The sequence below is a fragment of the Pseudomonas sp. ACN5 genome (assembly GCF_002303975.1).
In the GTDB taxonomy this organism is placed as follows: domain Bacteria; phylum Pseudomonadota; class Gammaproteobacteria; order Pseudomonadales; family Pseudomonadaceae; genus Aquipseudomonas; species Aquipseudomonas laurylsulfatiphila.
On sequence record NZ_MRCP01000005.1, the window covers coordinates 83472 to 109912 of the forward strand.

General features: G+C 61.5%; 24 protein-coding genes and 1 other RNA gene. 9 read left to right on the top strand and 16 right to left on the bottom strand.

The features are described from left to right. Positions 1-118: 118 nt before the first annotated feature. The 4 genes from zipA to ffs all read left to right on the top strand — a co-directional run bounded on the left by zipA (position 119) and on the right by ffs (position 5110). A complete protein-coding gene (gene zipA / locus BSF40_RS11360) occupies positions 119-973 on the top strand; it encodes a cell division protein ZipA (protein ID WP_007971469.1) in 855 nt (284 codons plus the stop codon). 231 nt (positions 974-1204) lie between these two features. Further along, positions 1205-3562, top strand: coding sequence for an NAD-dependent DNA ligase LigA (ligA, locus tag BSF40_RS11365; protein ID WP_095965190.1), 2358 nt, complete (start codon positions 1205-1207; stop codon positions 3560-3562). A gap of 173 nt (positions 3563-3735) precedes the next feature. Next, positions 3736-4902, top strand: coding sequence for a putative zinc-binding metallopeptidase (locus BSF40_RS11370; protein ID WP_095965191.1), 1167 nt, complete (start codon positions 3736-3738; stop codon positions 4900-4902). A 111-nt stretch (positions 4903-5013) separates the two neighbouring features. Then, an RNA gene (gene ffs / locus BSF40_RS11375) (signal recognition particle sRNA small type) lies at positions 5014-5110 on the top strand. A 60-nt stretch (positions 5111-5170) separates the two neighbouring features. On the opposite strand, the gene BSF40_RS11380 is transcribed toward ffs, so the two are convergent. After that, a complete protein-coding gene (locus tag BSF40_RS11380; RefSeq protein ID WP_095965192.1) occupies positions 5171-5968 on the bottom strand; it encodes an ABC transporter substrate-binding protein in 798 nt (265 codons plus the stop codon). Positions 5969-6091: 123 nt separating this feature from the next. Between BSF40_RS11380 and dnaX the strand changes: the two genes are divergently transcribed. The 5 genes from dnaX (at position 6092) to BSF40_RS11405 (ending at position 11896) form a co-directional block, all read left to right on the top strand. After that, entirely contained in the window at positions 6092-8173 is a 2082-nt protein-coding gene (dnaX, locus tag BSF40_RS11385; RefSeq protein WP_095965193.1) for a DNA polymerase III subunit gamma/tau, read from the top strand. Between the two features lie 68 nt (positions 8174-8241). Beyond that, positions 8242-8580 (top strand): YbaB/EbfC family nucleoid-associated protein, encoded by a 339-nt coding sequence (locus BSF40_RS11390; protein ID WP_007971455.1) that lies wholly within the window; start codon positions 8242-8244, stop codon positions 8578-8580. A gap of 267 nt (positions 8581-8847) precedes the next feature. Continuing rightward, a complete protein-coding gene (locus BSF40_RS11395) occupies positions 8848-9882 on the top strand; it encodes an NADP-dependent oxidoreductase (protein ID WP_095965194.1) in 1035 nt (344 codons plus the stop codon). 79 nt (positions 9883-9961) lie between these two features. Further along, positions 9962-10564: a recombination mediator RecR gene (recR, locus tag BSF40_RS11400; RefSeq protein ID WP_008050204.1), complete on the top strand. Its 603-nt coding sequence runs from the start codon at positions 9962-9964 to the stop codon at positions 10562-10564. A gap of 183 nt (positions 10565-10747) precedes the next feature. Next, a complete protein-coding gene (locus BSF40_RS11405; RefSeq protein WP_095965195.1) occupies positions 10748-11896 on the top strand; it encodes an acyl-CoA dehydrogenase family protein in 1149 nt (382 codons plus the stop codon). 122 nt (positions 11897-12018) lie between these two features. Here BSF40_RS11405 and BSF40_RS11410 read toward each other — a convergent pair whose 3' ends face one another. The 15 genes from BSF40_RS11410 to ccoO (BSF40_RS11480) form a co-directional block, all read right to left on the bottom strand. Then, positions 12019-12567 (bottom strand): adenine phosphoribosyltransferase, encoded by a 549-nt coding sequence (locus tag BSF40_RS11410; RefSeq protein WP_095965196.1) that lies wholly within the window; start codon positions 12565-12567, stop codon positions 12019-12021. An 80-nt stretch (positions 12568-12647) separates the two neighbouring features. Next, a complete protein-coding gene (gene fnr, locus BSF40_RS11415) occupies positions 12648-13382 on the bottom strand; it encodes a fumarate/nitrate reduction transcriptional regulator Fnr (protein ID WP_095965197.1) in 735 nt (244 codons plus the stop codon). 90 nt (positions 13383-13472) lie between these two features. Beyond that, complete coding sequence (gene hemN, locus BSF40_RS11420) at positions 13473-14855, bottom strand: oxygen-independent coproporphyrinogen III oxidase (RefSeq protein ID WP_095965376.1); 1383 nt, start codon at positions 14853-14855, stop codon at positions 13473-13475. A gap of 200 nt (positions 14856-15055) precedes the next feature. Further along, on the bottom strand, positions 15056-15739 hold the full coding sequence (locus tag BSF40_RS11425; protein WP_095965198.1) for a sulfite exporter TauE/SafE family protein: 684 nt from the start codon (positions 15737-15739) through the stop codon (positions 15056-15058). Continuing rightward, complete coding sequence (gene ccoS, locus BSF40_RS11430) at positions 15732-15950, bottom strand: cbb3-type cytochrome oxidase assembly protein CcoS (protein ID WP_007971444.1); 219 nt, start codon at positions 15948-15950, stop codon at positions 15732-15734. Before ccoS ends, BSF40_RS11425 begins: the two co-directional genes overlap by 8 nt. 22 nt (positions 15951-15972) lie before the next feature. After that, positions 15973-18423, bottom strand: a complete 2451-nt coding sequence (locus BSF40_RS11435; protein WP_095965199.1) for a heavy metal translocating P-type ATPase — start codon at positions 18421-18423, stop codon at positions 15973-15975. 156 nt (positions 18424-18579) lie between these two features. Beyond that, on the bottom strand, positions 18580-19119 hold the full coding sequence (locus BSF40_RS11440; protein ID WP_095965200.1) for a FixH family protein: 540 nt from the start codon (positions 19117-19119) through the stop codon (positions 18580-18582). Between the two features lie 11 nt (positions 19120-19130). After that, positions 19131-20546 (bottom strand): cytochrome c oxidase accessory protein CcoG, encoded by a 1416-nt coding sequence (ccoG, locus tag BSF40_RS11445; RefSeq protein ID WP_015095992.1) that lies wholly within the window; start codon positions 20544-20546, stop codon positions 19131-19133. 414 nt (positions 20547-20960) lie between these two features. Beyond that, positions 20961-21938, bottom strand: coding sequence for a cytochrome-c oxidase, cbb3-type subunit III (ccoP, locus tag BSF40_RS11450; RefSeq protein WP_015095991.1), 978 nt, complete (start codon positions 21936-21938; stop codon positions 20961-20963). Continuing rightward, complete coding sequence (locus BSF40_RS11455) at positions 21935-22120, bottom strand: CcoQ/FixQ family Cbb3-type cytochrome c oxidase assembly chaperone (RefSeq protein ID WP_003175465.1); 186 nt, start codon at positions 22118-22120, stop codon at positions 21935-21937. The genes ccoP (BSF40_RS11450) and BSF40_RS11455 overlap by 4 nt, the downstream gene beginning before the upstream one ends. 5 nt (positions 22121-22125) lie before the next feature. Further along, positions 22126-22734 carry a cytochrome-c oxidase, cbb3-type subunit II gene (ccoO, locus tag BSF40_RS11460; protein WP_007905434.1) on the bottom strand — a complete coding sequence of 203 codons (609 nt, stop codon included), beginning with the start codon at positions 22732-22734 and terminating at the stop codon, positions 22126-22128. Further along, on the bottom strand, positions 22734-24176 hold the full coding sequence (ccoN, locus tag BSF40_RS11465; RefSeq protein WP_008050393.1) for a cytochrome-c oxidase, cbb3-type subunit I: 1443 nt from the start codon (positions 24174-24176) through the stop codon (positions 22734-22736). The genes ccoO (BSF40_RS11460) and ccoN overlap by 1 nt, the downstream gene beginning before the upstream one ends. Before the next feature lie 495 nt (positions 24177-24671). Continuing rightward, on the bottom strand, positions 24672-25628 hold the full coding sequence (gene ccoP, locus BSF40_RS11470) for a cytochrome-c oxidase, cbb3-type subunit III (protein WP_095965201.1): 957 nt from the start codon (positions 25626-25628) through the stop codon (positions 24672-24674). Continuing rightward, on the bottom strand, positions 25625-25819 hold the full coding sequence (locus tag BSF40_RS11475) for a cbb3-type cytochrome c oxidase subunit 3 (protein ID WP_095965202.1): 195 nt from the start codon (positions 25817-25819) through the stop codon (positions 25625-25627). The genes ccoP (BSF40_RS11470) and BSF40_RS11475 overlap by 4 nt, the downstream gene beginning before the upstream one ends. A 3-nt stretch (positions 25820-25822) precedes the next feature. After that, positions 25823-26431, bottom strand: coding sequence for a cytochrome-c oxidase, cbb3-type subunit II (ccoO, locus tag BSF40_RS11480; protein ID WP_008020035.1), 609 nt, complete (start codon positions 26429-26431; stop codon positions 25823-25825). Positions 26432-26441: the final 10 nt, after the last annotated feature.

Consider the following 26441-nt stretch of genomic DNA (forward strand, 5'->3'; position numbering starts at 1 on the left):
TTTTCGTATACGTGGGCAAAACGCCTGTCAGAACATAGAGTTGGCGCCACGTTTTAAAGCGGTTTACAGGTTGTAAACCCCTTATTTTTCAGCATTTTTTATAGAGGCACGGGATTACATGGAAATCGGTCTGCGCGAGTGGCTGATCGTCATCGGCATTATTGTCATTGCCGGTATTCTTTTTGATGGCTGGCGCCGTATGCGCGGCGGCAAGGGAAAACTGAAATTCCGCCTTGACCGAAGTCTGTCCAATCTGCCGGACGAGGACAGCAGCGCCGAGCTGCTGGGCCCGCCGCGCGTGCTGGACACGCATAAAGAGCCGCAACTGGACGAGCAGGACCTGCCGTCGGTGAGCATGCCGGCCCGCGAGCCTCGTGAATCGGGCTCCAAGCGCGGCAAGCGTGGCCACAGCGAGCCTTCCCAGGGCGACATGAACCTCAGTCTGGATCTGGATGGCGGCCCGAGCTTCAGCAGCCGCGACGACGATTTCCCGGATGACACCAAGTCTTCGCCTGCGCACAGCGAAAAAGATCAGCCGCAAGCTGAAGAAGTGCTGGTGATCAGCGTGATCTGCCGCGACGCTGCCGGCTTCAAGGGCCCGGCGTTGTTGCAGAACATTCTGGAAAGCGGCCTGCGTTTCGGCGAGATGGATATTTTCCACCGTCACGAAAGCATGGCGGGCAACGGCGAGGTGCTGTTCTCCATGGCCAACGCCGTCAAGCCGGGCGTATTCGACCTGGACGACATCGACCACTTCAGCACCCCGGCGGTGAGCTTCTTCCTGGGTCTGCCAGGCCCTCGCCATCCGAAGCAAGCCTTCGACGTGATGGTGGCCGCGGCGCGTAAGTTGTCCCAGGAGCTCAACGGCGAACTGAAGGACGACCAGCGCAGCGTACTGACTGCCCAGACGATCGAGCACTACCGTCAGCGCATCGTCGAATTCGAACGCCGCGCCTTGACCCAGAAACGCTGATCTAATGGCTGGGCAGGCTTCTGTGGCATAGGGGCTTGTTGTGGCGAGGGAGCTTGCTCCCGCTGGGCTGCGAAGCGGCCCCAAAACCAGCCGCCCCGGTGTGCAGGATTTACGGCGGCTTCGCCACCGAACGGGAGCAAGCTCCCTCGCCACAATGTCCATAGCCTTGAGCTACTGTATTTAGAAAATTGAGCAGCCTCGGCTGCTCTTTTGCTTTACGAGAGAACACCCATGACCGCCGCCAAGAACCGTATTTTAGAGCTGCGCGCTGAGCTGGATCAGCACAACTATCGCTATCACGTGCTCGACGAGCCGAGCATTCCGGACGTCGAATACGACCGCTTGTTCAACGAGCTCAAGGCGCTGGAAGCGGCCCATCCCGAGCTGATCACCAGCGACTCGCCCACCCAGCGAGTGGGCAGCGCGGCGCTGTCGGCGTTCACCCAGGTGCGTCACGAAGTGCCGATGCTCAGCCTCGGCAACGCCTTCGAAGAAACCGACATGCGCGAGTTCGACCGCCGGGTGACCGAAGGCCTGGATTTGCCGGCGGGCGACCTGTTCGGTGGCGGCGCAACAGTCGAATACAGCTGCGAGCCCAAGCTCGATGGCCTGGCCGTCAGCCTGTTGTACCAGGATGGCGTCCTGGTGCGCGGCGCCACGCGCGGCGATGGCACGACCGGTGAAGACATCAGCGTCAACGTGCGCACCGTGCGCAACATTCCGCTCAAGCTGCACGGTACTGGCTGGCCGGCGACCCTGGAAGTGCGCGGCGAAGTGTTCATGTCCAAGGCCGGTTTCGAACGGCTCAACGCCACGCAACTGGAAGTCGGCGGCAAGACTTTCGCCAACCCGCGCAACGCAGCGGCGGGTAGTTTGCGCCAGCTGGATTCGAAGATCACCGCCAACCGTCCACTGGAGTTCTGCTGCTACGGCATCGGCCAGGTGTCGGCGGACATTGCCGATACGCACATCGGCAATTTGCAGCAACTCAAGGCTTGGGGCATGCCGATCAGCCATGAGTTGAAACTGGCGCAGGGTATCGCCGAGTGCCTGGACTACTACCGCGACATCGGTGAGCGGCGCAACGCGCTGCCCTATGAAATCGACGGTGTGGTGTTCAAGGTCAACAGCATCGCCTCCCAGCGCGAACTGGGCTTTCGCGCCCGTGAGCCGCGTTGGGCCATCGCCCACAAATTCCCGGCGATGGAAGAACTCACCGAACTGCTCGATGTGGAATTCCAGGTCGGCCGCACCGGTGCGGTGACGCCGGTGGCGCGTCTGAAGCCGGTCAAGGTCGCGGGCGTCACGGTGGCCAATGCCACGCTGCACAACATGGACGAAGTGGCGCGCTTGGGCCTGATGATCGGCGACACGGTGATCATTCGCCGTGCCGGTGACGTGATTCCGCAAGTGGTGCAGGTGGTCATGGAACGTCGTCCGGAAAACGCCCGGCCGGTGCAGATCCCGGAGAAGTGCCCGGTGTGTGGCTCCCATGTCGAGCGCACGCAATTGATCAAGCGCAGCAAGGGCCGCGAGACGGTCAGCGAAGGCGCGGTGTATCGCTGCGTCGGCCGCCTGGCCTGTGGCGCGCAACTCAAGCAGGCCATCATTCACTTCGTCTCCCGTCGTGCCATGGACATCGAAGGCCTGGGCGAGAAAAGCGTCGAGCAACTGGTCGACGAAGGCCTGGTGAGTTCGCCGGCCGATCTGTACGCCCTGACGTTCGAGCAGATCGTCGATCTGGAAGGCTTTGCCGAGTTGTCGAGCAAGAACCTGCTCGGCGCCATCGAAGACAGCAAGAAGCCGGGCCTGGCGCGGTTCATCTACGCCCTCGGGATTCCCGATGTCGGCGAAGAGACGGCCAAGGTGCTGGCACGTTCCCTGGGTTCGCTGGAGCGGGTGCAGCAGGCTTTGCCGCAGGTGCTGACGTACTTGCCGGATGTCGGGCTGGAAGTCGCGCACGAGATCCACAGCTTCTTTGAAGACGCACATAACCAGCAGGTGATCGCTGAACTGCTCAAGCATGGCTTGCAGATTCAGGACCAGGGCGAGTTGGGTGCCGAGTTTGCCGCGAGTACGACCTTGGGCGGTTTCCTCGACAAACTGCATATTCCATCGGTCGGTCCGGGCGGGGCGCAGAAACTGGCGGACAAGTTCGGCTCGCTGCAGGCGGTGATTGGTGCTGACTGGCTGGACATGCGTCAGGCGCTGCCGGAGAAACAGGCCAATTCGGTGCGCGAGTTCTTCGCGCTCGAAGAGAATCGCCAATTGGCCGAGGCGGCCGAGAAGCAACTGGTCGAATTCGGCATGCACTGGCAGAGCGAGAAAAAGGTCGTCGAAGGCTTGCCGCTGGCCGGCCAGACCTGGGTGCTGACCGGCTCGCTGGAGCTGATGAGCCGCGATGTGGCCAAGGACAAACTCGAAAGCCTGGGGGCCAAGGTCGCCGGCTCCGTGTCGGCCAAGACCCATTGCGTGGTCGCAGGACCGGGCGCCGGTTCGAAGTTGACCAAGGCCAATGAGCTGGGGTTGAAGGTGCTGGATGAAGAGGCGTTTGTCGAGTTTCTGCGCGAGCACGATATTTCGGTGTGAAGCCATTCGCGAGCAAGCCCGCTCCCACATTTAACCGAGTTCTTCCTGTAAGAATCCGATCGAATGTGGGAGCGGGCTTGCTCGCGAAGGCGATTTCAGCACCTTGGCAGAAAGCCGGAACAATCAACTCTCGGAAATGATCTAGTCTTGGCAAGCCCCAGGAAGAGATCGCCATGCACCCTTTCTTCGAACAGCTCAGTTCGCGCATCGCCGCACCGTTCATGGGCGAAAGCTCGCGCAACAGCAAAGTCTGGTCCTGTCGTTGCGGGCAGTCGCTGTTCTTTCGCAACAGCCAGTGCCTGGCGTGTTCAGCAGCCCTTGGGTATCAGCCTGAGCAAAGTCGTTTATCTTCCCTGCAACCGGGCGAGCGCCCCGAGACCTGGTGGCTCGACGCCGATCCGCAGGCGGGCGCGTTCCGCCGCTGCGCCAACCTCGATTCACCGGCTGCGTGCAACTGGCTGCTGGCGGCCAATCACCACGAAACCTTGTGCATGGCCTGCAGCTTGAATCGCACGATTCCCGACCTGTCGATCACCGAAAATCACGAGCGCTGGCGCAAGGTGGAAACCGCCAAGCGGCGTCTGGTCGCGCAACTGGTCAGCCTGGGGTTGCAGGTGATTCCCAGGACAGTCGATGAAGAGACTGGCCTTGCCTTCGATTTCATCGGTGTCGACCTTGAAGGCAAGCCGCCGACCACGGGCCACGCCAACGGCCTGATCACCCTCGATATCAAGGAAGCCGACGACGCGCACCGCGAGCAGGTGCGGGTGCAAATGCACGAACCCTATCGCACGTTGCTCGGGCATTTTCGTCACGAAGTCGGGCATTACTACTGGGACCGATTGATCGCCCGCAGCCATTGGCTTGAGCCGTTTCGCGGCGTGTTCGGCGATGAACGCGCGAGCTACGCCGATGCCCTCGAACGGCATTATCAGCAGGGCGCACCGCTCGACTGGCAGCAGCACTGCGTCAGCGCCTACGCGACCATGCACCCGTGGGAAGACTGGGCGGAAACCTGGGCGCATTACCTGCACATGATGGACGCCGTGGACACCGCGCTGGGGTTTGGCATGAGCGCCCGGGAAATGGACTTCGACTATCAGCCGTTTCCACCCCAAACCCTCTACGATCCGCAGCATCCCGGCGGCGCGGCTTTCCTGTCGTTCGTCAACGCCTGGATCGAACTGGCCGGCATGCTCAACGAGCTGTCACGCAGCATGGGGCAGCCGGATTTCTACCCCTTCGTCCTGCCGCCTGCTGTCGTTACCAGGCTGCACTTCATTCACCTGGTGATTCAGCAGGCGGGTGGCAGGGCGGATGCGGTGCTTGAGGCGCAATAGCAAGTGCTTGAAGCCCCTCATGTTTTTTATCCGAAACCAACGGTTGTAACTTCGCCTCAGATAGGTACAATGGCGCGGCTCGCCGACAGGTGAGCATCGTTATGGTGACCCTATCGGTCCCCCCGCAACGATCAGCCGTGAACCCGGTCAGGCCTGGAAGGGAGCAGCCGCAGCGGTGACATTGTGTGCCGGGGTGTGGCTGGTAGGGTTACCACCTTAACGCCACGCGAGTGTTCTCTCGCGTCATCTTCTTGAATACAGACTTTCGCTAGCTGCCAGGATCTTCTCCGGGGCGGTTTTTCGTCGTTTGCGCTTTATCCACAGTCGCCGGCTCGCCACCGATATACAGCCGAACAATTTCATCGATCTCCCCGGACATCTTCATCCGCGCCAGGGTGCGCAGAATGCTCTGCACCGGGACCTGTGGGTCGTTGCGAACGTAGCAACCGAGACGGTTTTCCTGCAGCACTGCCACGTTTTGCAGTTGCTGCTGCGGCAGCAGGCGGTGATTGAACCAGTCCAGGCTCCATTGATTGCTGACGGCATAGCGATTGCGGCCGGCCAGGAGTTTTTCCAGCACCTGTTCCTGATTGCGTGCGTCGTCGCGCTGCAGTTGGCCGCTGTCGAACAGCGGTTGCAGGGTCGGGTAGCTGTAGCCCAGCACGGTGCCTATGGGTTGTTGCGGCAAGTCGGCGGGTTTGACTGCGTCGGGCGTTGCATCCCGGGTGATCAACACGTCAGGTTGAGTGAAGAGCGGGATGCTCCAGAGATAATCACCAGGCTGTTCAGGCAGCCACGATTGTGCGGCATAACAGCGGACATCGACCTCGCCTTGCTCCATGGCGCCTTGTATGCGCCGGCGGGGCAATACGTGGAATTCGGCTGGTACGCCGACCTGGGTCGCGAGGCTGAGCATCATGTCATAGAGGATGCCCTGGGTCGGTTTGCCCCGCTCAAGCTGCACCATGGGCATGCTCCAGCTGTCGGTTATCACGAAGCGCAGCGGTGCTGGCGCCGCCGCGCCGTCCAGGCTGATCAACAGCAATGCCCCCAAGGCCAACCGCATAAACACTCCGTTAAATGCCTGTGATGTGCAGCTTAGCCACAATACACGAGCGCACCGGATGCAATTTGTGCCTTGCTCCGCTAGCATTAGCCGCTTCTGCTTCCTTCGCTGCGACGGTTTTCGATGAGTTATCAGGTTCTTGCACGTAAATGGCGTCCGCGCTCGTTCCGCGAAATGGTCGGCCAGACCCATGTGCTCAAGGCTCTGATCAATGCCTTGGACAGCCAGCGGCTGCACCACGCCTACCTCTTCACCGGTACCCGTGGGGTCGGCAAGACCACCATCGCGCGGATCATTGCCAAATGCCTTAACTGTGAGACAGGTATCACGTCGACCCCCTGTGGCGAGTGTTCGGTGTGTCGCGAAATCGACGAGGGCCGCTTTGTCGACCTGATCGAGATCGACGCTGCGAGCCGCACCAAGGTCGAAGATACCCGCGAATTGCTCGACAACGTGCAGTACGCCCCGAGCCGTGGGCGCTTCAAGGTCTACCTGATCGACGAAGTGCACATGCTCTCCAGCCATTCCTTCAACGCGCTGCTCAAAACCCTCGAGGAGCCGCCACCCTACGTCAAGTTCATCCTGGCGACCACTGATCCGCAGAAACTTCCGGCAACGATTCTGTCGCGGTGCCTGCAGTTCTCCCTGAAGAACATGACGCCGGAACGGGTTGTCGAGCACTTGACCCACGTGCTGGGTGTCGAGAACGTGCCGTTCGAAGACGATGCACTGTGGTTGCTGGGTCGTGCTGCCGACGGTTCGATGCGGGATGCCATGAGCCTGACCGATCAGGCGATTGCCTTCGGTGAAGGCAAGGTCCTGGCCTCCGATGTGCGGGCGATGCTCGGGACCCTCGATCACGGGCAGGTCTACGACGTCCTGCATGCGCTGATCGAAGGCGATGCCAAGGCGTTGCTCGAAGCCGTCCGCCACCTGGCCGAACAAGGCCCGGACTGGAATGGCGTGCTCTCGGAGATTCTCAATGTGCTGCACCGCGTTGCCATTGCCCAGGCCTTGCCGGAAGGTGTCGATAACGGTCACGGTGACCGCGATCGCGTGCTGGCACTGGCCCAGGCCTTGCCGGCCGAAGACGTGCAGTTCTACTACCAGATGGGCCTGATCGGCCGTCGCGACCTGCCGCTGGCGCCGGATCCCCGGGGCGGTTTTGAAATGGTGTTGCTGCGGATGCTGGCGTTCCGGCCCGCAGACACCGCGGATGCCCCGAGGCAACCGCTAAAGCCAGTGGGGATCAGCCAGGCCACAGTTGATTCCGCAAACTCAGTGGCTGCCGCGCAGGTCGTTGCGCCGGTAGCCGCTGCGGCCGTTGCACCGATAGCGGCTGCGCCAGTGGCAGCTCCTGCGCCAGCACCGGAACCGGTGGCGCCGGTCGTTGTGCCAGAACCTGCGCCTGTGCCTGTGGTTGAAGCGGTCGTGGTCGAAGAGGTGGTCGACCTGCCGTGGAATGACCCGGTCGCGCCAGCCCCCGTTCAGCAACCGGCGGTGGAGCCGGTGCTGGAAACCGCCAGCGAACAACCCGAATTACCGCCGATGCCGTTGCCGACGCCGGACAGCGTGGTGCCGGACGCCCCGGAGTGGGCCGCCGCGCCAATCCCGGAGCCTTCGGTGGCGGACGTCGATGCCGCAACGCCAGGCATGGACCTGGATGACGAGCCGCCGCTGGACGAGGATTACATCGAGCCGGACATGGATTCGGCCTACAGTTACCTCGACGAACTGGCCAGCGAGCATGCCGCTGACCCGGCGCCGGAGCCCGAGCCTGAGCCCGCGGCAATGCCGGCCACCGGCCTGGCCCTGCAATGGCTGGAGCTGTTCCCGAAATTGCCGATTTCCGGCATGACCGGCAGCATCGCCGCCAACTGCACGCTGATCGCGGTGGATGGCGACAATTGGCTGATGCACCTGGACCCGGCCCACAGTGCCTTGTTCAACGCCACTCAGCAGCGTCGCCTCAACGATGCGCTGAACCAGTACCACCAGCGCACGCTGACCCTGAGCATCGAGCTGATCAAGCCCGAGCAGGAAACCCCGGCACAAGCGGCTTCGCGCCGCCGCGCCAACCGTCAGCGCGAGGCGGAGGAATCGATCCACGGCGATCCGTTCATCCAGCAAATGATGCAGCAGTTCGGTGCGGTGGTCCGTAACGATACTATTGAACCTGTCGACGCCCTGGTCACTCAGGGCTAATAACTGAAGGCGCTCGGCTACACTCCGCCGGGCGCTGTTTTGATCCAAGTACTTTTGAGGTGATTACCATGATGAAAGGTGGCATGGCCGGCCTGATGAAGCAGGCGCAGCAGATGCAGGAAAAAATGGCCAAGATGCAGGAAGAACTGGCCAACGCCGAAGTCACCGGTAAGGCCGGTGGCGATATGGTCACCGTGGTGATGACCGGGCGCCATGACGTCAAGAGCGTGACCATCGACCCGAGCCTGGTCGAAGGCATGAGCGAAGACGACAAGGAAATGCTGGAAGCGGTCATCGCCTCCGCGGTCAACGATGCCGTACGCAAGATCGAAGCCAACAGCCAGGACAAGATGGGCAGCATGACTGCCGGCATGCAACTGCCGCCGGGCATGAAACTGCCATTCTGATTCGCCTTCAGGCGGCAGATGAGCTACAAAAAATGCCAGGCATTGCGCCTGGCATTTTTGTTTCTGTCTGTTGGGTATGTGTCGTCCGTGATGGCGCCTTCGCGAGCAAGCCCGCTCCCACAGGGGGATGTACATAAATCCAGTGTGGGAGCGGGCTTGCTCGCGAAGAATTCACCCCGGTGCAACTGAAAACACATCGAACCCCATACCGCCACAAAGGTCTGCTCCCTATATCACCCAACCCCATCGATCACAGGAGACGCTGCCATGTCCGACCCCATGACCCTCAATCAACGCATTGTCCTGGCTTCACGCCCGGTCGGCGCGCCAACACCGGAAAACTTCCGCATGGAGCGGGTGGCGTTGCCGGAGCTCGCCGACGGTCAGGTGCTGCTCAAGACCGTTTTCCTGTCGCTGGATCCCTACATGCGCGGACGCATGAGCGACGCGCCGTCCTACGCCGCACCGGTGGAAATCGGCGAAGTCATGACCGGGGGCGCGGTCAGCCGGGTCGAGCGCTCGCTCAATCCGAAGTTTCAGGAAGGAGACCTGGTGGTTGGTGCCACCGGTTGGCAAAGCCACAGCATCAATGACGGGCGCAGCATCGTCCCGGTGCCGTCGGGATTGCCCAGTGCATCGATGGCCCTTGGGGTGCTGGGAATGCCGGGCATGACCGCGTACATGGGCCTGATGGACATCGGCCAGCCCCAGGCCGGCGAAACCCTGGTGGTTGCAGCGGCCTCAGGCGCTGTGGGTTCGGTGGTCGGCCAGGTGGCGAAGATCAAGGGGCTGCGTGTGGTCGGCGTGGCCGGCGGGGCGGACAAGTGCCGTTATGTGGTCGACGAGCTGGGCTTCGACGCCTGCATCGACCACAAGAGCCCGGACTTTGCCGATGAACTGGCCAAGGCCTGCGGCAAGGGCATCGACATCTACTACGAAAACGTCGGTGGCAAGGTCTTCGACGCTGTGGTGCCGTTGCTCAATCCCAAGGCGCGGATTCCACTGTGCGGCCTGATTGCCTCCTATAACGCCCATGAAGCGCCGAGCGGGCCGGATCGCCTGCCCCTGTTGCAGCGCACCCTGTTGACCAAGCGGGTGCGCATCCAGGGCTTCATCGTGTTCGATGACTATGGTGATCGCCAGCCGGAATTCCTCAGTGCCATGGCGCCCTGGGTACGTGATGGCAAGGTGAAGTTCCGCGAAGACGTGGTCGATGGTCTGGAACAGGCTCCCGACGCGTTCATCGGCATGCTGGAGGGGCGCAACTTCGGCAAACTGGTGGTTCGGGTTTCCCGGGACTGAGTAATCGACGCTGCAATTTGACGCTCAACCGAGGCGCGGGTATAAACCGCGTCTCGTTGTCTTGTCGGACTTTTCCACCATGAGCTTCAGCCCTTTGATTCGCCAACTGATCGACGCCCTGCGAATTTTGCCAGGCGTGGGTCAGAAAACCGCCCAGCGCATGGCGTTGCAGTTGCTCGAGCGTGACCGCAGCGGTGGCTCACGCCTGGCGCTGGCCTTGAGCCAGGCCATGGAAGGGGTCGGTCACTGCCGCTTGTGCCGTACGCTGACCGAAGATGATCTGTGCCCGCAATGCGCCGATACCCGCCGCGACGACACCTTGCTCTGCGTGGTGGAAGGCCCGATGGACGTCTATGCGGTGGAGCAGACCGGTTTCCGCGGGCGCTACTTCGTGCTCAAGGGGCATCTGTCGCCGCTCGACGGTCTGGGGCCGGAAGCCATCGGCATCCCGCAATTGATGGCGCGGATCGAAGAGGCCGGCACCTTCGCCGAAGTCATCCTGGCGACCAACCCGACCGTGGAAGGTGAGGCCACAGCGCATTACATCGCCCAGTTGCTCAGCAGCAAAGGCCTGATCGCCTCGCGTATCGCCCATGGCGTGCCGCTCGGTGGTGAGCTGGAGCTGGTGGATGGCGGCACGCTGGCGCATTCGTTTGCCGGGCGTAAGCCGATTTCGCTCTGAGTTGTGCGGTGTCTTTACTGACGCCTTCGCGAGCAAGCCCGCTCCCACAGGGGATTGCATTCCAAATGTGGGAGCGGGCTTGCTCGCGAAGGGCGCACCTCGGTGTCGCTCATTCACACAATCCTGTTGAAAACCAAGCAAGCGCTCGGTTAACTTCACTGACCCCTTCAGTGGAGCTCGCCGATGTCTGCCTTTCAGGAATACTTCGACCCCAGCCACCAATTGGTCCGTGACAGCGTCAGACGTTTTGTCGAACGCGAGATTCTTCCTGATATCGAGCAGTGGGAAGAAGCCGAAAGCTTCCCTCGCGAGCTCTACCTCAAGGCCGGCGCGGCGGGGATTCTCGGCATCGGTTATCCGGAAACTTACGGAGGCAGCCACGAAGGGGATCTGTTCGCCAAGGTTGCCGCCAGTGAAGAGTTGATGCGCTGCGGCTCAGGCGGGCTGGTGGCCGGCCTGGGGTCGCTGGATATCGGCTTGCCGCCCATTCTCAAGTGGGCACACCCCGAAGTGCGGGATCGTGTGCTGCCCCAGGTGTTGTCGGGAGAGAAAATCAGCGCCCTGGCCATCACCGAGCCCGGCGGCGGCTCCGACGTCGCCAACCTGCAAACCCGCGCCGTGCGCGATGGCGATTTTTACCGGGTCAATGGCAGCAAAACCTTTATCACCAGTGGTGTGCGTGCGGACTTTTATACCGTCGCGGTGCGTACCGGTGAGCCGGGGTTCTCCGGCATCAGCCTGTTGCTGATCGAAAAGGGCACGCCCGGTTTCACCGTAGGACGGCAACTGAAGAAAATGGGCTGGTGGGCGTCAGACACCGCCGAACTGTTCTTCGATGATTGCCCGGTGCCCGCGAGAAATCTGATCGGCGCCGAGAACATGGGCTTTGCCTGCATCATGGGCAATTTCCAGAGCGAACGCCTGGCCCTGGCACTGATGGCCAACATGACCGCGCAGCTGGCGCTGGAGGAAAGCCTGAAGTGGGCGCGCCAGCGCGAAGCCTTTGGCAAGCCGATCGGCAAGTTTCAGGTGATCAAGCATCGCCTCGCCGAGATGGCGACCGGGCTGGAGGTATCCCGGGAATTCACTTACCGCCAGGCCGCGAAAATGGCGGCGGGGCAGAGCGTGATCAAGGAAATTTCCATGGCCAAGAATTTTGCGACGGATACCGCAGACCGGATCGTGACCGATGCGGTGCAGATACTCGGTGGACTGGGATACATGCGCGAGAGCCTGGTGGAGCGGCTGTACCGCGACAACCGGATTTTGTCGATTGGCGGCGGGACGCGGGAAGTGATGAACGAGATCATCAGCAAGCAGATGGGGCTCTGAGTTTTTTGCGGTGTAGCGACTGACGCCATTCGCGAGCAAGCCCGCTCCCACATTTGACTGCGTTCTGTCAGGAAGAATGTGGGAGCGGGCTTGCTCGCGAAGGCGTCAGTACCGGCGCCAGATTACTTATCGCTCAACGCAAACTGCGTCAGGCAGAACGTCGGAATGCCCATGTCTTCCAGGCGCTGCGAACCACCCAGCTCCGGCAGGTCGATGATCGCCGCCGCTTCATGCACCCGCGCGCCCATGCGGCGGATCAGGTTGGCAGCGGCAATCAGGGTGCCGCCGGTCGCGATCAGGTCATCGAACATCACCACCGAGTCACCTTCGCACAGACTGTCGGCGTGCACTTCCAGGAAGGCTTCGCCGTATTCGGTCGCATAGCCCTCGGCCAGCACTTCAGCCGGCAGTTTGCCTTGCTTGCGAAACAGCACCAGCGGCTTGTTCAACTGATAGGCCAGTACCGAACCAATCAGGAAGCCACGGGCGTCCATCGCGCCGATGTGGGTGAAGTCAGCCTCGACGTAACGGTGGGCAAAGCTGTCCATCACCAGGCGCAGGGCCTTGGGCGACTGGAACAGCGGGGTGATGTCGCGAAAGATCACGCCCGGCTTCGGGAAGTCGATGACAGGGCGGATGAGGGATTTGATGTCGAAGGAGTCGAAGACCATCGTCTGGGTGTCCTGGCAGGGCTGCAAACGACGCAGTATAACGGCGGCTGAACCCTTTCGCTCAGCCGCAACGTTTTGTTTCAGCCTTCCAGTGAGCCACCGGCCAGGGCGCACAGCTGGATCGGGTCGATAATCCGGATTTCCTTGCCTTCCGCCGCAATCAGCTCGTTTTGCTGGAAGCGGGTAAAGACCCGGGACACGGTTTCCACCGCCAGGCCCAGGTAGTTGCCGATTTCGTTGCGCGACATGCTCAGGCGGAACTGATTGGCGGAAAAACCCCGGGCGCGGAAACGTGCCGACAGGTTGACCAGGAAGGTGGCGATGCGTTCGTCGGCGGTCTTTTTCGACAGCAGCAGCATCATCTGCTGGTCGTCACGGATTTCGCGGCTCATCACCCGCATCAACTGACGGCGCAACTGCGGCAGTTGCAGGGCCAGTTCGTCGAGGCGTTCGAAAGGAATTTCACACACCGAAGTGGTTTCCAGGGCTTGTGCCGACACCGGGTGCTTTTCGGTGTCCATGCCCGACAGGCCGACCAGTTCGCTGGGCAGGTGGAAGCCGGTGAGCTGTTCTTCACCGGAGTCGCTCAGGCTGAAGGTCTTGAGGGCGCCGGAACGGACAGCGTAGACAGAATCGAAGGTATCGCCCTGGCGAAACAGAAACTCGCCCTTTTTCAGCGGCCGGCCGCGCTTGACGATTTCGTCCAGCGCATCCATGTCTTCCAGATTCAGCGAAAGAGGCAGGCAAAGAGGGGCCAGGCTGCAATCCTTGCAATGGGCTTGACTATGAGCGCGCTGTTTTACTGGCTCGGACATTTCTTCAATCCTTGTGGGAATTCACACATAAGACGTAAGGGTAACTCACCATAGGAGATCGAGGCCAGTCCGGGACGCTAGCTTGCAGAATTAGATCACCCGCGAAAATCGCTGGCGACTGTGTTGTTCCAGGTACGCGTCGAACACCATGCACACCGAACGAACCAACAATCGCCCGGCGGGCAGGATGGTGATCCTGTCGCGATCGAGTTCGATCAGCCCGTCTTTGGCCATGTCTTGCAGTTGGGGCCAGAGTTCGCCGAAGTAGCCCTGGAAGTCGATGTTGAAAGCCTGTTCGATGTCGGAGAATTCCAGGCTGAAGTTGCAGATCAATTGCTGAATGACCGCGCGCCGCAGCCGGTCATCGGCATTGCACAGCAGGCCGCGGCTGGTGGCCAGTTGCATTGAAGCCAGGGTGTTCTGATAGTGGTTCAGGTCGCTGCTGTTCTGGCAGTAGAGGTCGCCGATCTGGCTGATTGCCGAGACGCCGAGGCCGATCAGATCGCAATGACCGTGGGTGGTGTAGCCCTGGAAATTGCGTTGCAGGGTCGATTCTTCCTGGGCGATCGCCAGCTCATCGTCGGGCAGGGCGAAGTGGTCCATGCCGATGTAGCGGTAACCGGCGCCGATCAGTTGCTCGATGGTGCGCTGCAGCATTTCCAGTTTCTGCGCGGGTGTCGGCAGTTCATTGCTGTTGATGCGCCGCTGGGGCATGAAGCGTTCCGGCAGGTGGGCGTAGTTGAATACCGATAACCTGTCCGGTTGCAGGTTGATGACCTCTTCGACGGTGCGGGCGAAGTTCTCCGGCGTCTGCCTCGGCAGGCCGTAGATCAGGTCGATATTGATCGAGCGAAACTGCAAGGTGCGGGCGGCGTCGATCACCGCGCGGGTTTCTTCCAGGCTTTGCAGGCGATTGACCGCTCGCTGCACCGCCGGGTCGAGGTCCTGCAGGCCGATGCTGACCCGATTGAAACCCAGTTCGCGCAGCAGTCCCATGGTCGACCAATCGGCCTCGCGGGGGTCGATCTCGATGCCGTAGTCGCCGGAATCGTCGTCCAGCAAATTGAAGTGTTTGCGCAGGTGCGCCATCAACTGGCGCAGTTCGTCGTGGCTGAGAAAGGTCGGCGTGCCGCCACCGAAGTGCAGTTGCTCGACTTTCTGTGTGGGGTCGAGGTGGCAGGCGATCAGCTGGATTTCCTGTTCCAGCCGCTGCAAATACGGCTGCGCCCGGCCGCGATCCTTGGTGATGACCTTGTTGCAGGCGCAGTAGTAGCAAATGTTCGCGCAGAACGGCACGTGCACGTACAGGGACAGTGGGCGTTGGGCCTTGCGGCTGTCGCGCAGGGCATGAAACAGGTCGAAGGTGCCGACCTGGCTGTTGAATTGCACGGCGGTCGGGTACGAGGTGTAGCGGGGTCCCGCCAAGTCATAACGGCGGATCAGATCAGTGTCCCAACGAATGGCGTCGAGCATCATGCGGGCATTCCCCGGATAGGCTGGCAGTGTCGGCCACTTTATGCGAGGGCGGGATTGGGCATCTTGATTTGCATCAAGGTCAGAATCTTTGTCGTTTGTGAGGGCCTCATCGCGAGCAAGCTCGCTCCCACAGGGGGAGTCGCTGTGTACACAAAACCTGTGGGAGCGAGCTTGCTCGCGATGGGCGCGCCGCCGGTTTAATGACCCATGAGCCAATGCTGATGCGGTCCCGGCAAGGTCCAGATGCCAAACAGCATCACCAGCATCCCACCCGCCATGCGCACGCTGCGCTTGCGCAACACCGCGGTGACGCGCTCGGCGGCCAGGCCGGTCGCCAGCAGCACCGGCCAGGTGCCAAGCCCGAACGCGAGCATCAACAATGCACTGTCCAGCGCGTTGCCCTGGCTGGCCGACCACAGCAAGGTGCTGTAAACCAGGCCGCACGGCAGCCAGCCCCAGAGCGCACCCAGCAGCAACGCACGCGGAACGCTCGATACCGGCAGCAACCGGTTGGCAACTGGCTGGATGTGCCGCCACAAGCCTCGACCGAGGCTTTCGATACGGGTCAGGCCACTCCACCAGCCGGCCAGGTACAGGCCCATGGCAATCAACAGCAAGCCGGCGAGGACTCGCAGGAACATCGCCGCCGGGCTGCTGGCCACGGCCCATCCGGCCAGGCCGATCAACAGTCCGGCGCAGGCATAACTCAGAATCCGCCCCAGGTTGTAGGCCAGCAGCAGGCGAAAGCGGCGGCTGCGTTGCTCCTTGGGAATCGCCAGGGTCAGCGCGCCCATCAAGCCGCCGCACATGCCCAGGCAATGACCGCCGCCGAGCAAGCCGAGGATCACCGCCGATACCAGCAGTGGCGCCAGTTCAAGCATGGGGCGGGGCCTTGTCTTGCGGTTTGGCCGGTTGGCCGCTGGCTTCGTCGACGGCGGCGGTGTGGTTCGGGTCCTGGTCGTCGAACAGGATGCTGTGGGCCGGGCCGTCGAGGTCGTCGTACTGCCCGCTGTCGACCGCCCAGAAGAAGATATAGACGGCGATGGCCACGATCAGCAGCGCAGCGGGAATCATCACGTAGAGAGCTGGCATCTGGACTCCATGCCCGCGCGGCTCAGGCCGGCAGCGGGCGGGTTTCTGGCGGGGTGTCGAGGGCGCGCTCGCTCGGCATGCGAGTCAGGCGCAGCGCGTTCAGCACCACGGTCAACGAACTGATCGACATGCCTACCGCCGCCCAGACCGGAGTGATCCAGCCGAGGGCAGCGAAGGGCAACATGAGGCCATTGTACAACCCGGCCCACAACAGGTTCTCGATAATGACCCGACGGGTGCGCCGCGCCAGGCTGAAGGCTTGCACCAGCGAGTCGAGGCGGTTGGACAGCAGCACCGCATCGGCACTGGTTTTCGCCAGGTCAGTGGCCGAGCCCATGGCGACGCTGATATCCGCCGCCGCCAGCACCGGCACGTCATTGACGCCGTCCCCCAGCATCAACACCTTGCGACCTTCCTTGTGCAGTTGTTGCAGGACTTGCAGTTTGTCGTCCGGGCGCAGGCCGCCGCGCGCTTCATCGATGCCCAGTTCCGCTGCCACGCTGGCGACCATCGGCGAGCTGTCGCCGGACAACAACAGCGTGCGCCAGCCCCGCGCCCTGCACGCGGCCAGCAAGGCCGGCGCATCGGCGCGCAAGCGATCATCGAGGACGAGCCAGGCCAGCGGCCCTTCGCTGTCGCCGAGCAGCAGCCATTGGCCGGCCTCTTCGGGCATCGGCGGCACACTGGCGCCACTGAGTTCGCAGACGAATCCCGGTTGACCGATGCGCAGGCGCCGCCCTTCAACCAGCCCCTCCAGGCCAAGACCCGGTGTGCTGTGGACTTCTTCGGCCGCCATCGGCGCACGACCGAAAGCACGGGCGATGGGGTGTTCGGAGCGGTTTTCCAGGGCGGCGGCCAGGCCCAGGCATTGGTCGCTGTCGAGGGCGCCGAGGGGGCGGATCGAGCGCAACGCCAGCCGGCCTTCGGTGAGGGTGCCGGTCTTGTCGAAAATCACCGTGTCGATCTGGTTCAGGCCTTCCAGCACATGACCGCGGGTCAGCAGCAGGCCGAGTTTGTGCAAGGTGCCGGTGGCCGCGGTGAGGGCGGTCGGCGTCGCCAGCGACAAGGCGCACGGGCAGGTCGCCACGAGCATCGCCAGCACGATCCAGAAGGCTCGCGATGAGTCCAGTTCCCACCACAACAGGCCAATGGCCGCAGCCGCGATCAGCGACAACAGCAGGAACCATTGTGCGGCGCGGTCGGCGATTTCCGCCAGGCGCGGCTTTTCGGCCTGGGCACGATCGAGCAGGCGAACGATGGCCGAGAGACGCGTGTCCTGGCCCAGGGCCTGGACCTCGACGGTCAGTGCGCCTTCTACGTTCAGGGTGCCGGCGGTGACCGCATCGCCGAGGGTGCGAGGGTGCGGCAGGTATTCGCCGGTCAGCAGCGATTCGTCGATACTCGATTGGCCGTCGAGGATCTTGCCGTCAGCCGGGAGAATGGCGCCTGGATGAACCAGTACCTGATCACCGATTCGCAGTTCGCTGAGCAGAATGCGTTCGCTCTGGCCTTCAGGCGTCAAGCGCAGGCACGAGGCGGGCAACAGATTCACCAGCTGCGCGGTGGCGGCGGCCGTGCGCTCGCGGGCGCGCCGTTCCAGATAGCGCCCGGCCAGCAGGAACAGGGCAAACATGCCGACGGCGTCGAAATACAGCTCGCCGACCCCGGTGATCGAAGTCCAGATCCCGGCAACGTAGGCGCTGCCGATGGCCAGCGACACGGAAACGTCCATGGTGAGGTGGCGGGTGCGCAGATCGCGCATGGCGCCTTTGAAAAACGGCGCGCAGCTGTAGAACACGATCGGGGTGGTGAGGAACAGCGCGACCCAGCGCAGGATGGTATGCAGTTCGGGACTGAGGTCGATGTTGAATTCAGGCCAGGTGGCCATGGTTGCCATCATCGCCTGGAACCACAGCAACCCGGCCACGCCAAGCTGGCGCAGGGCCAGGCGGTTTTCGCTGGCCAGTTGTTCGCTGGCGCGATCGGCCTGATAGGGGTGTGCGGCGTACCCGATGTGGCGCAGTTCGCTGAGGACCTGGCTCAGGGGTAATTGCGCGTCGCTCCAGCGCACGTGCAGGCGATGGTTGGACAGGTTCAGGCGCGCTTCGGCCACCGCCGGCAAGGTGCGCAGGTGTTTCTCTATCAACCAGCCGCAGGCGGCGCAACTGATGCCTTCCATCAAGAGTGTGGTTTCGGCGAGCTCGCCTTCGTGGCGAACGAAGGGTTGCTGTACATCGGCACGGTCGTACAGCGCCAGTTCGTCGACCAGTTGTACCGGCAGCGCCTCGGGGTTGGCCGAGGCTTCGCTGCGGTGCTGGTAATAGCTATCCAGGCCGCCGGCGACGATGGCCTCGGCCACGGCCTGGCAACCCGGGCAGCAGAACTCGCGGGTTTGCCCCAGGACCGCAGCGGTGAAGCGGCTGCCGGCTGGGACGGGCAGGGCGCAGTGGTAGCAGGGGAGTGGGGTGGTCATGGGATTTTCATTAATGCCGCAGGATCTCTGTTGTCAAGCAGGGCCTCTTCGCGGGCAAGCCCGCTCCCACAGTTGATCAATGTCGTGCACTGAATGTGTGTACACCAGTGATCCCTGTGGGAGCGGGCTTGCTCGCGAATGCGCGGAGCGCAGCTTTTACTTTTTCAGGTCTTCGGCACCTTGCAACGGTTCGTCACCGAGCAGCAGATCCTTGTCATGGTTGACCAGTTCCTCTTCGAACATGCGCCAGATGTGCTCGTCCTGGGTGCCAAGCAATTCGACAAAACGCCGGCCTTCGATTTTGTCGCTCAGTTGGCCAATGTAGCGACCCTGTTCGGTTTCGCTGCGGGTCAGGGTGATCTTGCGATCCTTCTCGGGCTGGGTCGGCGAGATCAGGTTCAGCTCCAGGGTTTTCGGATGGCTGTCGCCGCTCAGGCGCAGGTCAACTTCGCCGGTCACGTCATCGAGATGAATACTGGCGCGCATTTTCAGGTTCAGGGCCAGCAGCTCACGGTCGAGGGAGCGGTTGATGCCTTTGCCAGCCTCGTAGTAGTTGTCGTTGACCAGGTTGTCCGGGTTCTTCACCGCGATGGTCACCATGGACAAGGTCAGGGCAACCGAGCAGGCCAGGATCCCGATGATGATCCACGGCCAGAGGTGCTTGTACCAGGGGCTTGCGGCAGTTGCTGCGGGCATGTTCAGTTCTCTCAACGAATTTGTGGGCCGATGAACCGGCTCTTGGCTTCAATGTGGACGCTGTCGTCATCGGCATCCTTGAGGATGAATTTCACCTCGTTGGTGCTCGACGGCAGTTTTTCCGGCGCGACCGACAGCTCGGCAGGCTGGCTGACGATCTCGCCGGCCGCGACCTTGATCTCGCGCCGGCCCTGCAATTTGAGATCCGGCAGGCCGGAGGCTTCGAGCAGGTAGGTATGGTCGCGCTGGTCCTTGTTCATGATTTTCAGGCTGTAGACGTTTTCGATCCGGCCTTCGGCGTTCTCGCGGTACAGCACGCGGTCCTTGCTGACATCGAAACCCACCAGCGCACGCATGAAAAACGCGGTCACCAGCAAGCTGATCATCGCCAGCAGTACCACGGCATAGCCGATCAGGCGTGGACGCAGTTTATGGGTTTTCTGCCCGGACAGGTTGTGCTCGGTGGTGTAGCTGATCAGCCCGCGCGGGTAATCCATCTTGTCCATGATGGCGTCGCAGGCATCGATGCAGGCGGCGCAGCCGATGCATTCGATTTGCAGGCCGTCGCGGATGTCGATACCGGTCGGGCAGACCTGGACGCACATGGTGCAGTCGATGCAGTCACCCAGGCCCTGGGCCTTGTAATCGATGCCTTTCTTGCGCGGGCCACGGCCTTCGCCGCGGCGCGGGTCGTAGGAAACGATCAGGGTGTCCTTGTCGAACATCACGCTCTGGAAGCGCGCGTACGGGCACATGTAGATGCACACCTGTTCGCGCAACCAGCCAGCGTTGCCGTAAGTGGCGAGGGTGAAGAAACCGACCCAGAAGTAAGACCAGCCATCGGCCTGACCGGTGAAGAAGTCGAACACCAGTTCGCGGATTGGCGAGAAGTAACCGACGAAGGTCATGCCGGTGACGAAACCGATCAACAGCCACAGGCTGTGCTTGCTGAACTTGCGCAAGAACTTGTTGGCGCTCATCGGCGCCTTGTCGAGCTTGATGCGCTGGTTGCGATCACCTTCAGTGACTTTTTCGCACCACATGAAGATCCAGGTCCACACGCTTTGCGGACAGGTATAACCGCACCAGACCCGGCCGGCGTACACCGTGATGAAGAACAGGCCAAACGCGGCGATGATCAGCATGCCGGACAGCAGGATGAAGTCCTGGGGCCAGAAGGTGGCGCCGAAGATGAAAAACTTGCGCTCCGGCAGGTTCCACCAGACCGCCTGATGACCGCCCCAGTCCAGCCACACCGTACCGAAATACAGCAGGAACAACAGGGCGCCGCCGGTCATCCGCAGATTGCGGAACAGGCCGGTGAAGGCGCGGGTGTAGATTTTTTCCCTGGCGGCGTAGAGGTCGACGCTGTTGTTCGCGTTCTTGGTGGGTGGAGTGACGTCGTGTACCGGAATCTGGTTGCTCATCATTGCATCCCACGGCAGTGGAAAAGTGCCTCGGTCAGTACGTGCCGACCGCGGTCAAAAAGGGGTGTTGCAGTGGCGCAATGATACGCCTGTCGCTCTAGCCTGCGGGTGCGACCTTTGGTCACGTTTGGCAAAATCAATTGATGGTGTAATGACTTGAATCAATTGACTTGTAAATTATGGACGGTTTTCAGGTGCGGGCGGAATCAATTCTCAACGCAACAACCTGTAGGAGCCAGCCTGCTGGCGATGGAGTCAAGGGCGCCGCGTTGAACCAGAGAGCACGCGTTGTCGTAAACGACCATCGCCAGCAGGCTGGCTCCTACAGTTTCCCGGGAATGCGTGAAGAACCATAAAAAAGGCCCCGCCAATTCTGATTGGCGGGGCCGTTTTTTATTGCATCAAGCGTTTGCCTTACTCGGCGTCCGCTGCCTTCTCACCGTGAGACAGGCTGTAGACGTAAGCGGCCAGCAGGTGAACCTTGTCGTTACCTTGCAGCTGCTCTTGCGCAGGCATCTGGCCCTGGCGGCCGTAACGGATGGTCTGCTGCAGTTGAGCGAAGCTCGAGCCGTAGATGAACGCTGCCGGGTGAGTCAGGTCGGGTGCGCCCATCGCTGGCGTACCTTTGCCTTCCGGACCGTGGCACGCCACGCAGTTGGCGGCGAACAGTTTCTGCCCGGCAACCGGGTCGGCCTTGGCGCCTTCCGGCAGCTTGCGGCCGTCGAGGTTGGTCAGGACAAACGCGGCCACGTCGGCCACGCCTTGCTCACCGATCACTTCAGCCCACGCCGGCATCACCGCATGACGGCCACCCATGATGCTGGTCTTGATGGTTTGCGGCTCGCCGCCCCAGCGCCAGTCGGCGTCGGTCAGGTTAGGGAAGCCATAGGCGCCCTTGGCGTCGGAACCGTGGCAGACCGAGCAGTTGGAGGCGAACAGTCGGCCACCCATCTTCAGGGCTTGCGGGTCCTTGGCCACTTCTTCGATTGGCATGGCCGCGAACTTGGCAAAGATCGGACCGAACTTGGCGTCCGACTTGGCCATTTCCTTTTCCCACTCGTGGACGCCGGTCCAGCCGGTCTGGCCGTTGGCGAAGGGGGTCTGCTTCTCGTTGTCGAGGTAGCCGTAACCCGGCAGCAGGCCTTTCCAGTTACCCAGGCCCGGATACAGCGCCAGGTAGCCCAGTGCGAAGATGATGGTGCCCACGAACAGCATGAACCACCATTTCGGCAGCGGGTTGTCGTACTCCTCGATCCCGTCGAAGGAGTGCCCGACCGTCTCGTCTGTCTGCTCGGTGCGCTGGCCCTTGCGGGTCGACAGCAGCAGCCAGGTCAGGGAAAAGATCGTACCGAGACTGAGGACTGTGACATACAGACTCCAGAATGTAGTCATTCTTTGTTACTCCTAGAAGCTTGCTCGACGTGCTTGATGGCTTCGGGATCATCCGCGAAAGGCAGCAAGGTCGCGTCTTCAAACTCCGACTTGCGCTTGGGACTGAACACCCACAGTGCCAGTCCGATGAAGGCCACCATCACGACAACGGTGCCCAGGCCACGAATCATCCCGATATCCATCTAATTCACCGTTTGCTTTTGATGATGGTGCCCAGGCCTTGCAGATAGGCCACCAGCGCGTCCATTTCGGTTTTGCCCTTCACGGCATCCTTGGCACCGGCGATGTCTTCGTCGGTGTAAGGGACGCCGAGCGTGCGCAACACTTCCATTTTCTTGGCGGTGTCTTTGCCGTCGAGCTTGTTTTCCACGAGGAACGGGTAGGCCGGCATTTTCGATTCGGGCACGACGTTGCGCGGGTTGTACAAATGCGCACGCTGCCAGTCATCGGAGTAACGACCGCCGACACGGGCCAGGTCCGGACCGGTACGCTTGGAACCCCACAGGAACGGGTGGTCCCAGACGCTTTCACCGGCGACCGAGTAGTGGCCATAACGTTCGGTTTCAGCACGGAACGGACGGATCATCTGCGAGTGGCAGCCGACACAACCGTTGGCGATATAAACGTCCCGGCCTTCCAGTTCAAGGGCGGTACGGGGCTTCATGCCCTCGACCGGCTTGTTGGTGACGTCCTGGAAAAACAGCGGAACGATCTGGGTCAGGCCGCCGACGCTGACGGCGATGACCATGAAGAAGGCCAGCAGGCCAATGTTCTTCTCGACTGCTTCATGCTTCATCAGTGAGCTCCAACTACGGCAATCTGTTCGGCGGCTTTGGCTTCAGCCGGGTTCGAGGCGCGTACGGTACGGAATACGTTGTAGGCCATGAACAGCATGCCGGTGGCGAAGAACGCACCGCCCAGGGCGCGAACGATGAAACCCGGGTGGCTGGCTTGCAGCGCTTCGACGAACGAGTAGGTGAGGGTGCCGTCGTCGTTGATTGCACGCCACATCAGGCCCTGGGTGATGCCGTTGACCCACATCGAAGCGATGTAGAGCACGGTACCGATGGTCGCGAGCCAGAAGTGCGTGTTGATCAGGCCGGTGCTGTGCATCTGCGCACGACCGAACAGTTTCGGAATCATGTGGTAGATGGCGCCGATCGAGATCATCGCTACCCAGCCCAGAGCGCCGGCGTGTACGTGGCCGATGGTCCAGTCGGTGTAGTGCGACAGCGAGTTGACGGTCTTGATGGCCATCATCGGGCCTTCGAAGGTCGACATGCCGTAGAACGCCAGCGACACCACCAGGAAACGCAGGATCGGGTCGGTGCGCAGCTTATGCCAGGCGCCCGACAGGGTCATCATGCCGTTGATCATGCCGCCCCAGCTCGGTGCCAGCAGGATGATCGACATTGCCATGCCCAGCGACTGAGCCCAGTCCGGCAGTGCGGTGTAGTGCAGGTGGTGGGGACCGGCCCAGATGTACAGGGTGATCAGCGCCCAGAAGTGCACGATCGACAGGCGATAGGAGTAGATCGGACGCTCGGCCTGTTTCGGCACGAAGTAGTACATCATGCCCAGGAAGCCGGTGGTCAGGAAGAAGCCCACGGCGTTGTGGCCGTACCACCACTGGATCATTGCGTCCGTCGCACCCGAGTAGGCCGAGTAGGACTTGAACAGGCTGACCGGCAGCGACATGTGGTTGACGATGTGCAGCATCGCGGTCACGACGATGAAGGCGCCGTAGAACCAGTTACCCACATAGATGTGCTTGGTCTTGCGCTTGACGATGGTGCCGAAGAACACCAGACCGTAGGTGACCCAGACAATGGCCAGCAGAATAGCCAGGGGCCATTCCAGTTCCGCGTATTCCTTGGTGGTGGTGAAACCCATCGGCAAGGTAATGATCGCGCCGACGATCACCGCTTGCCATCCCCAGAAGGTGAAGGCGGCGAGGCTGTCGGAAATCAGTCGCGTTTGGCAGGTTCGCTGCACGACGTAATAGGAAGTGGCAAACAGTGCACATCCACCGAAGGCGAAAATCACCAGGTTGGTGTGCAGCGGGCGCAGGCGTCCAAAGCTCGTCCATGCCAGACCGAAGTTCAACTCCGGCCAGACCAGTTGCGAGGCGATGAAGACACCGAGCCCCATGCCAAGGATCCCCCAGACCACCGTCATGATGGCGAACTGGCGGACTACCTTATAGTTATAAGCAGTCGGACTGATTGCTGTGCTCATTCTAAGGTTCCACGGTTTGGGTGTTTTATTAGGATTAAAAATCGGCCGCAAGTATGGAGAAAGCAGGGGGTCATTGCAACGCGCCATGACCTGGGTCAATGCTTTCAAATGCTGATTCTGCGGCCTTTCCATGCGCCGCGTAGGGACAAAATTGCCCGCGGGCAAAACGTCCCGGCGGAATGATCAGGCGAGGGGGTCAGGTCGGATGTAACGGGGTGTGTTCAAACGCAACGTTTGGCTGACCGAAGGCAACTGGCGCGACAGCCGGTATCTACCAGCCTTTGCGGCCTGTCATCGGGCAGATTCGTCGAACACATCGTTCAGGGTCGACCTGGAACCGGCACCGGCCAGTCCGCATCGGGGGAAGCTTAGACCTGAATCCGGGGAACCGAAAGGAAGAGTCAGAGAGGGGGTGTGACAAAAGGAAGCAGCTGAAAGTTGTAAGCTGCAAGCTACAAGTTGAAAACTCGTCGCTTGCAGCTTTTGTTTTTGCCTTTACTTGCCGCTTGTAGCTTGAAGCTTGCCGCTCAACTGCTCATCACCTCTGGAAAGGCTGTACACGTAAGCCGCGAGCAGTTGCACCTTATCGTTGCCGAGCAGTTCGTTCTGCGCCGGCATATGGCCCTGGCGGCCATGACGAATCGTCTGTTCAAGCTGCGTCAGGCTGGTGCCGTAAATGAAGCCGGCCGGGTGCGTCAGGTTCGGCGCGCCCATGGCTTCGGTGCCCTGGCCATTTGCTCCATGGCAAGCGACGCAGGTGGTGCTGAAGGCTTGCTGTCCGGCTTGCAGGTCCGCCTTGCTGCCTTCCGGCAACGGCAGGCCGGCCAGATCATGGCGCACATAAGCGGCGACGTTTTTCACACCTTCTTCCCCCAGCACTTCACCCCAGGCCGGCATCATCGCCATCCGGCCACCCATGATGGTGGTCTTGATGGTTTCTGCGCTGGCACCCCAGCGCCAATCGCTGTCGGTCAGGTTGGGGAAACCGAATGCACCCTTGGCATCCGAGCCGTGGCACACCGAGCAGTTGGAAGCAAACAGGCGGCCACCCATTTTCAGCGCTTGTGGATCTTTGGCGACTTCCTCCAGTGGCATTGCCGCGAATTTGGCGAAGATCGGTCCGAACTTCGCGTCAGCCCTGGCCATTTCCTTTTCCCACTCGTGGGCCCCGGTCCAGCCGTTTTCATAGCCGGGGAGGACGCCTTTCCAGTTGCCCAGGCCGGGATAAAGGATCAGGTAGCCGACGGCGAACACCAGCGTGCCGGCGAACAGCATGAACCACCATTGCGGCAGCGGGTTGTCGTACTCCTCGATGCCATCGAAGCTGTGGCCCATGGTCTGGTCGACGCTGCCCTTGGTCTCGCCCTTGCGGGTGCCGATCAGCAGCCAGGTCAGGCCGATCAGGCTGCCGATGGTCAGTACGCAGATCCACGTACTCCAGAAGGTGGTCATGGCCGGGTACTCCTTGTTGCTGAATCTTCGGTGAGGTCGGGTTGTGGTTCGTCGGCGAACGGCAGCAGGCGCGCTTCGGCGAATTCCGGGCCGCGCTTGCTGTTGAATACCCACAGTGTCAGGCCGACGAAGGCCACGAACACGACGACGGTGCCCAGGCCGCGGATCATTCCAGTGCTCAATTCAAACATTGCTCACCTCTTGCTCTTGATGGCAGTGCCGAGCACTTGCAGGTAGGCGACCAGTGCATCCATTTCACTCTTGCCCTTGAGCGAAGCGACGGCGCCGGTGATGTCTTCGTCGGTGTACGGCACGCCCAGGGTGCGCATGGCCTTGATCTTGGTTTCGGTGTGGCTGCTGTCGAGTTGGTTGGCCACCAGCCACGGGTAGGCGGGCATCTTCGACTCCGGCACGACGTTGCGCGGGTTGTACAGGTGCGCGCGATGCCAGTCATCCGAGTAGCGCGCACCGACCCGCGCCAGGTCCGGCCCGGTACGTTTCGAACCCCACAGGAACGGGTGGTCCCAAACGCTTTCGCCGGCCACCGAGTAGTGCCCGTAGCGTTCGGTCTCGGCGCGGAACGGACGGATCATCTGTGAGTGACAGCCGACACAGCCTTCGCGGATGTAGATGTCGCGGCCTTCCAGTTGCAGCGCGGTGTAGGGCTTCATGCCTTCCACCGGCTTGTTAGTCACGTCCTGGAAGAACAGCGGGACAATCTGGGTCAGGCCACCGATGCTCACGGCCAGGATCATCAGCAGCAGCAACAGGCCGACGTTTTTCTCGATAGTTTCGTGTTTCATGGCGGACTCC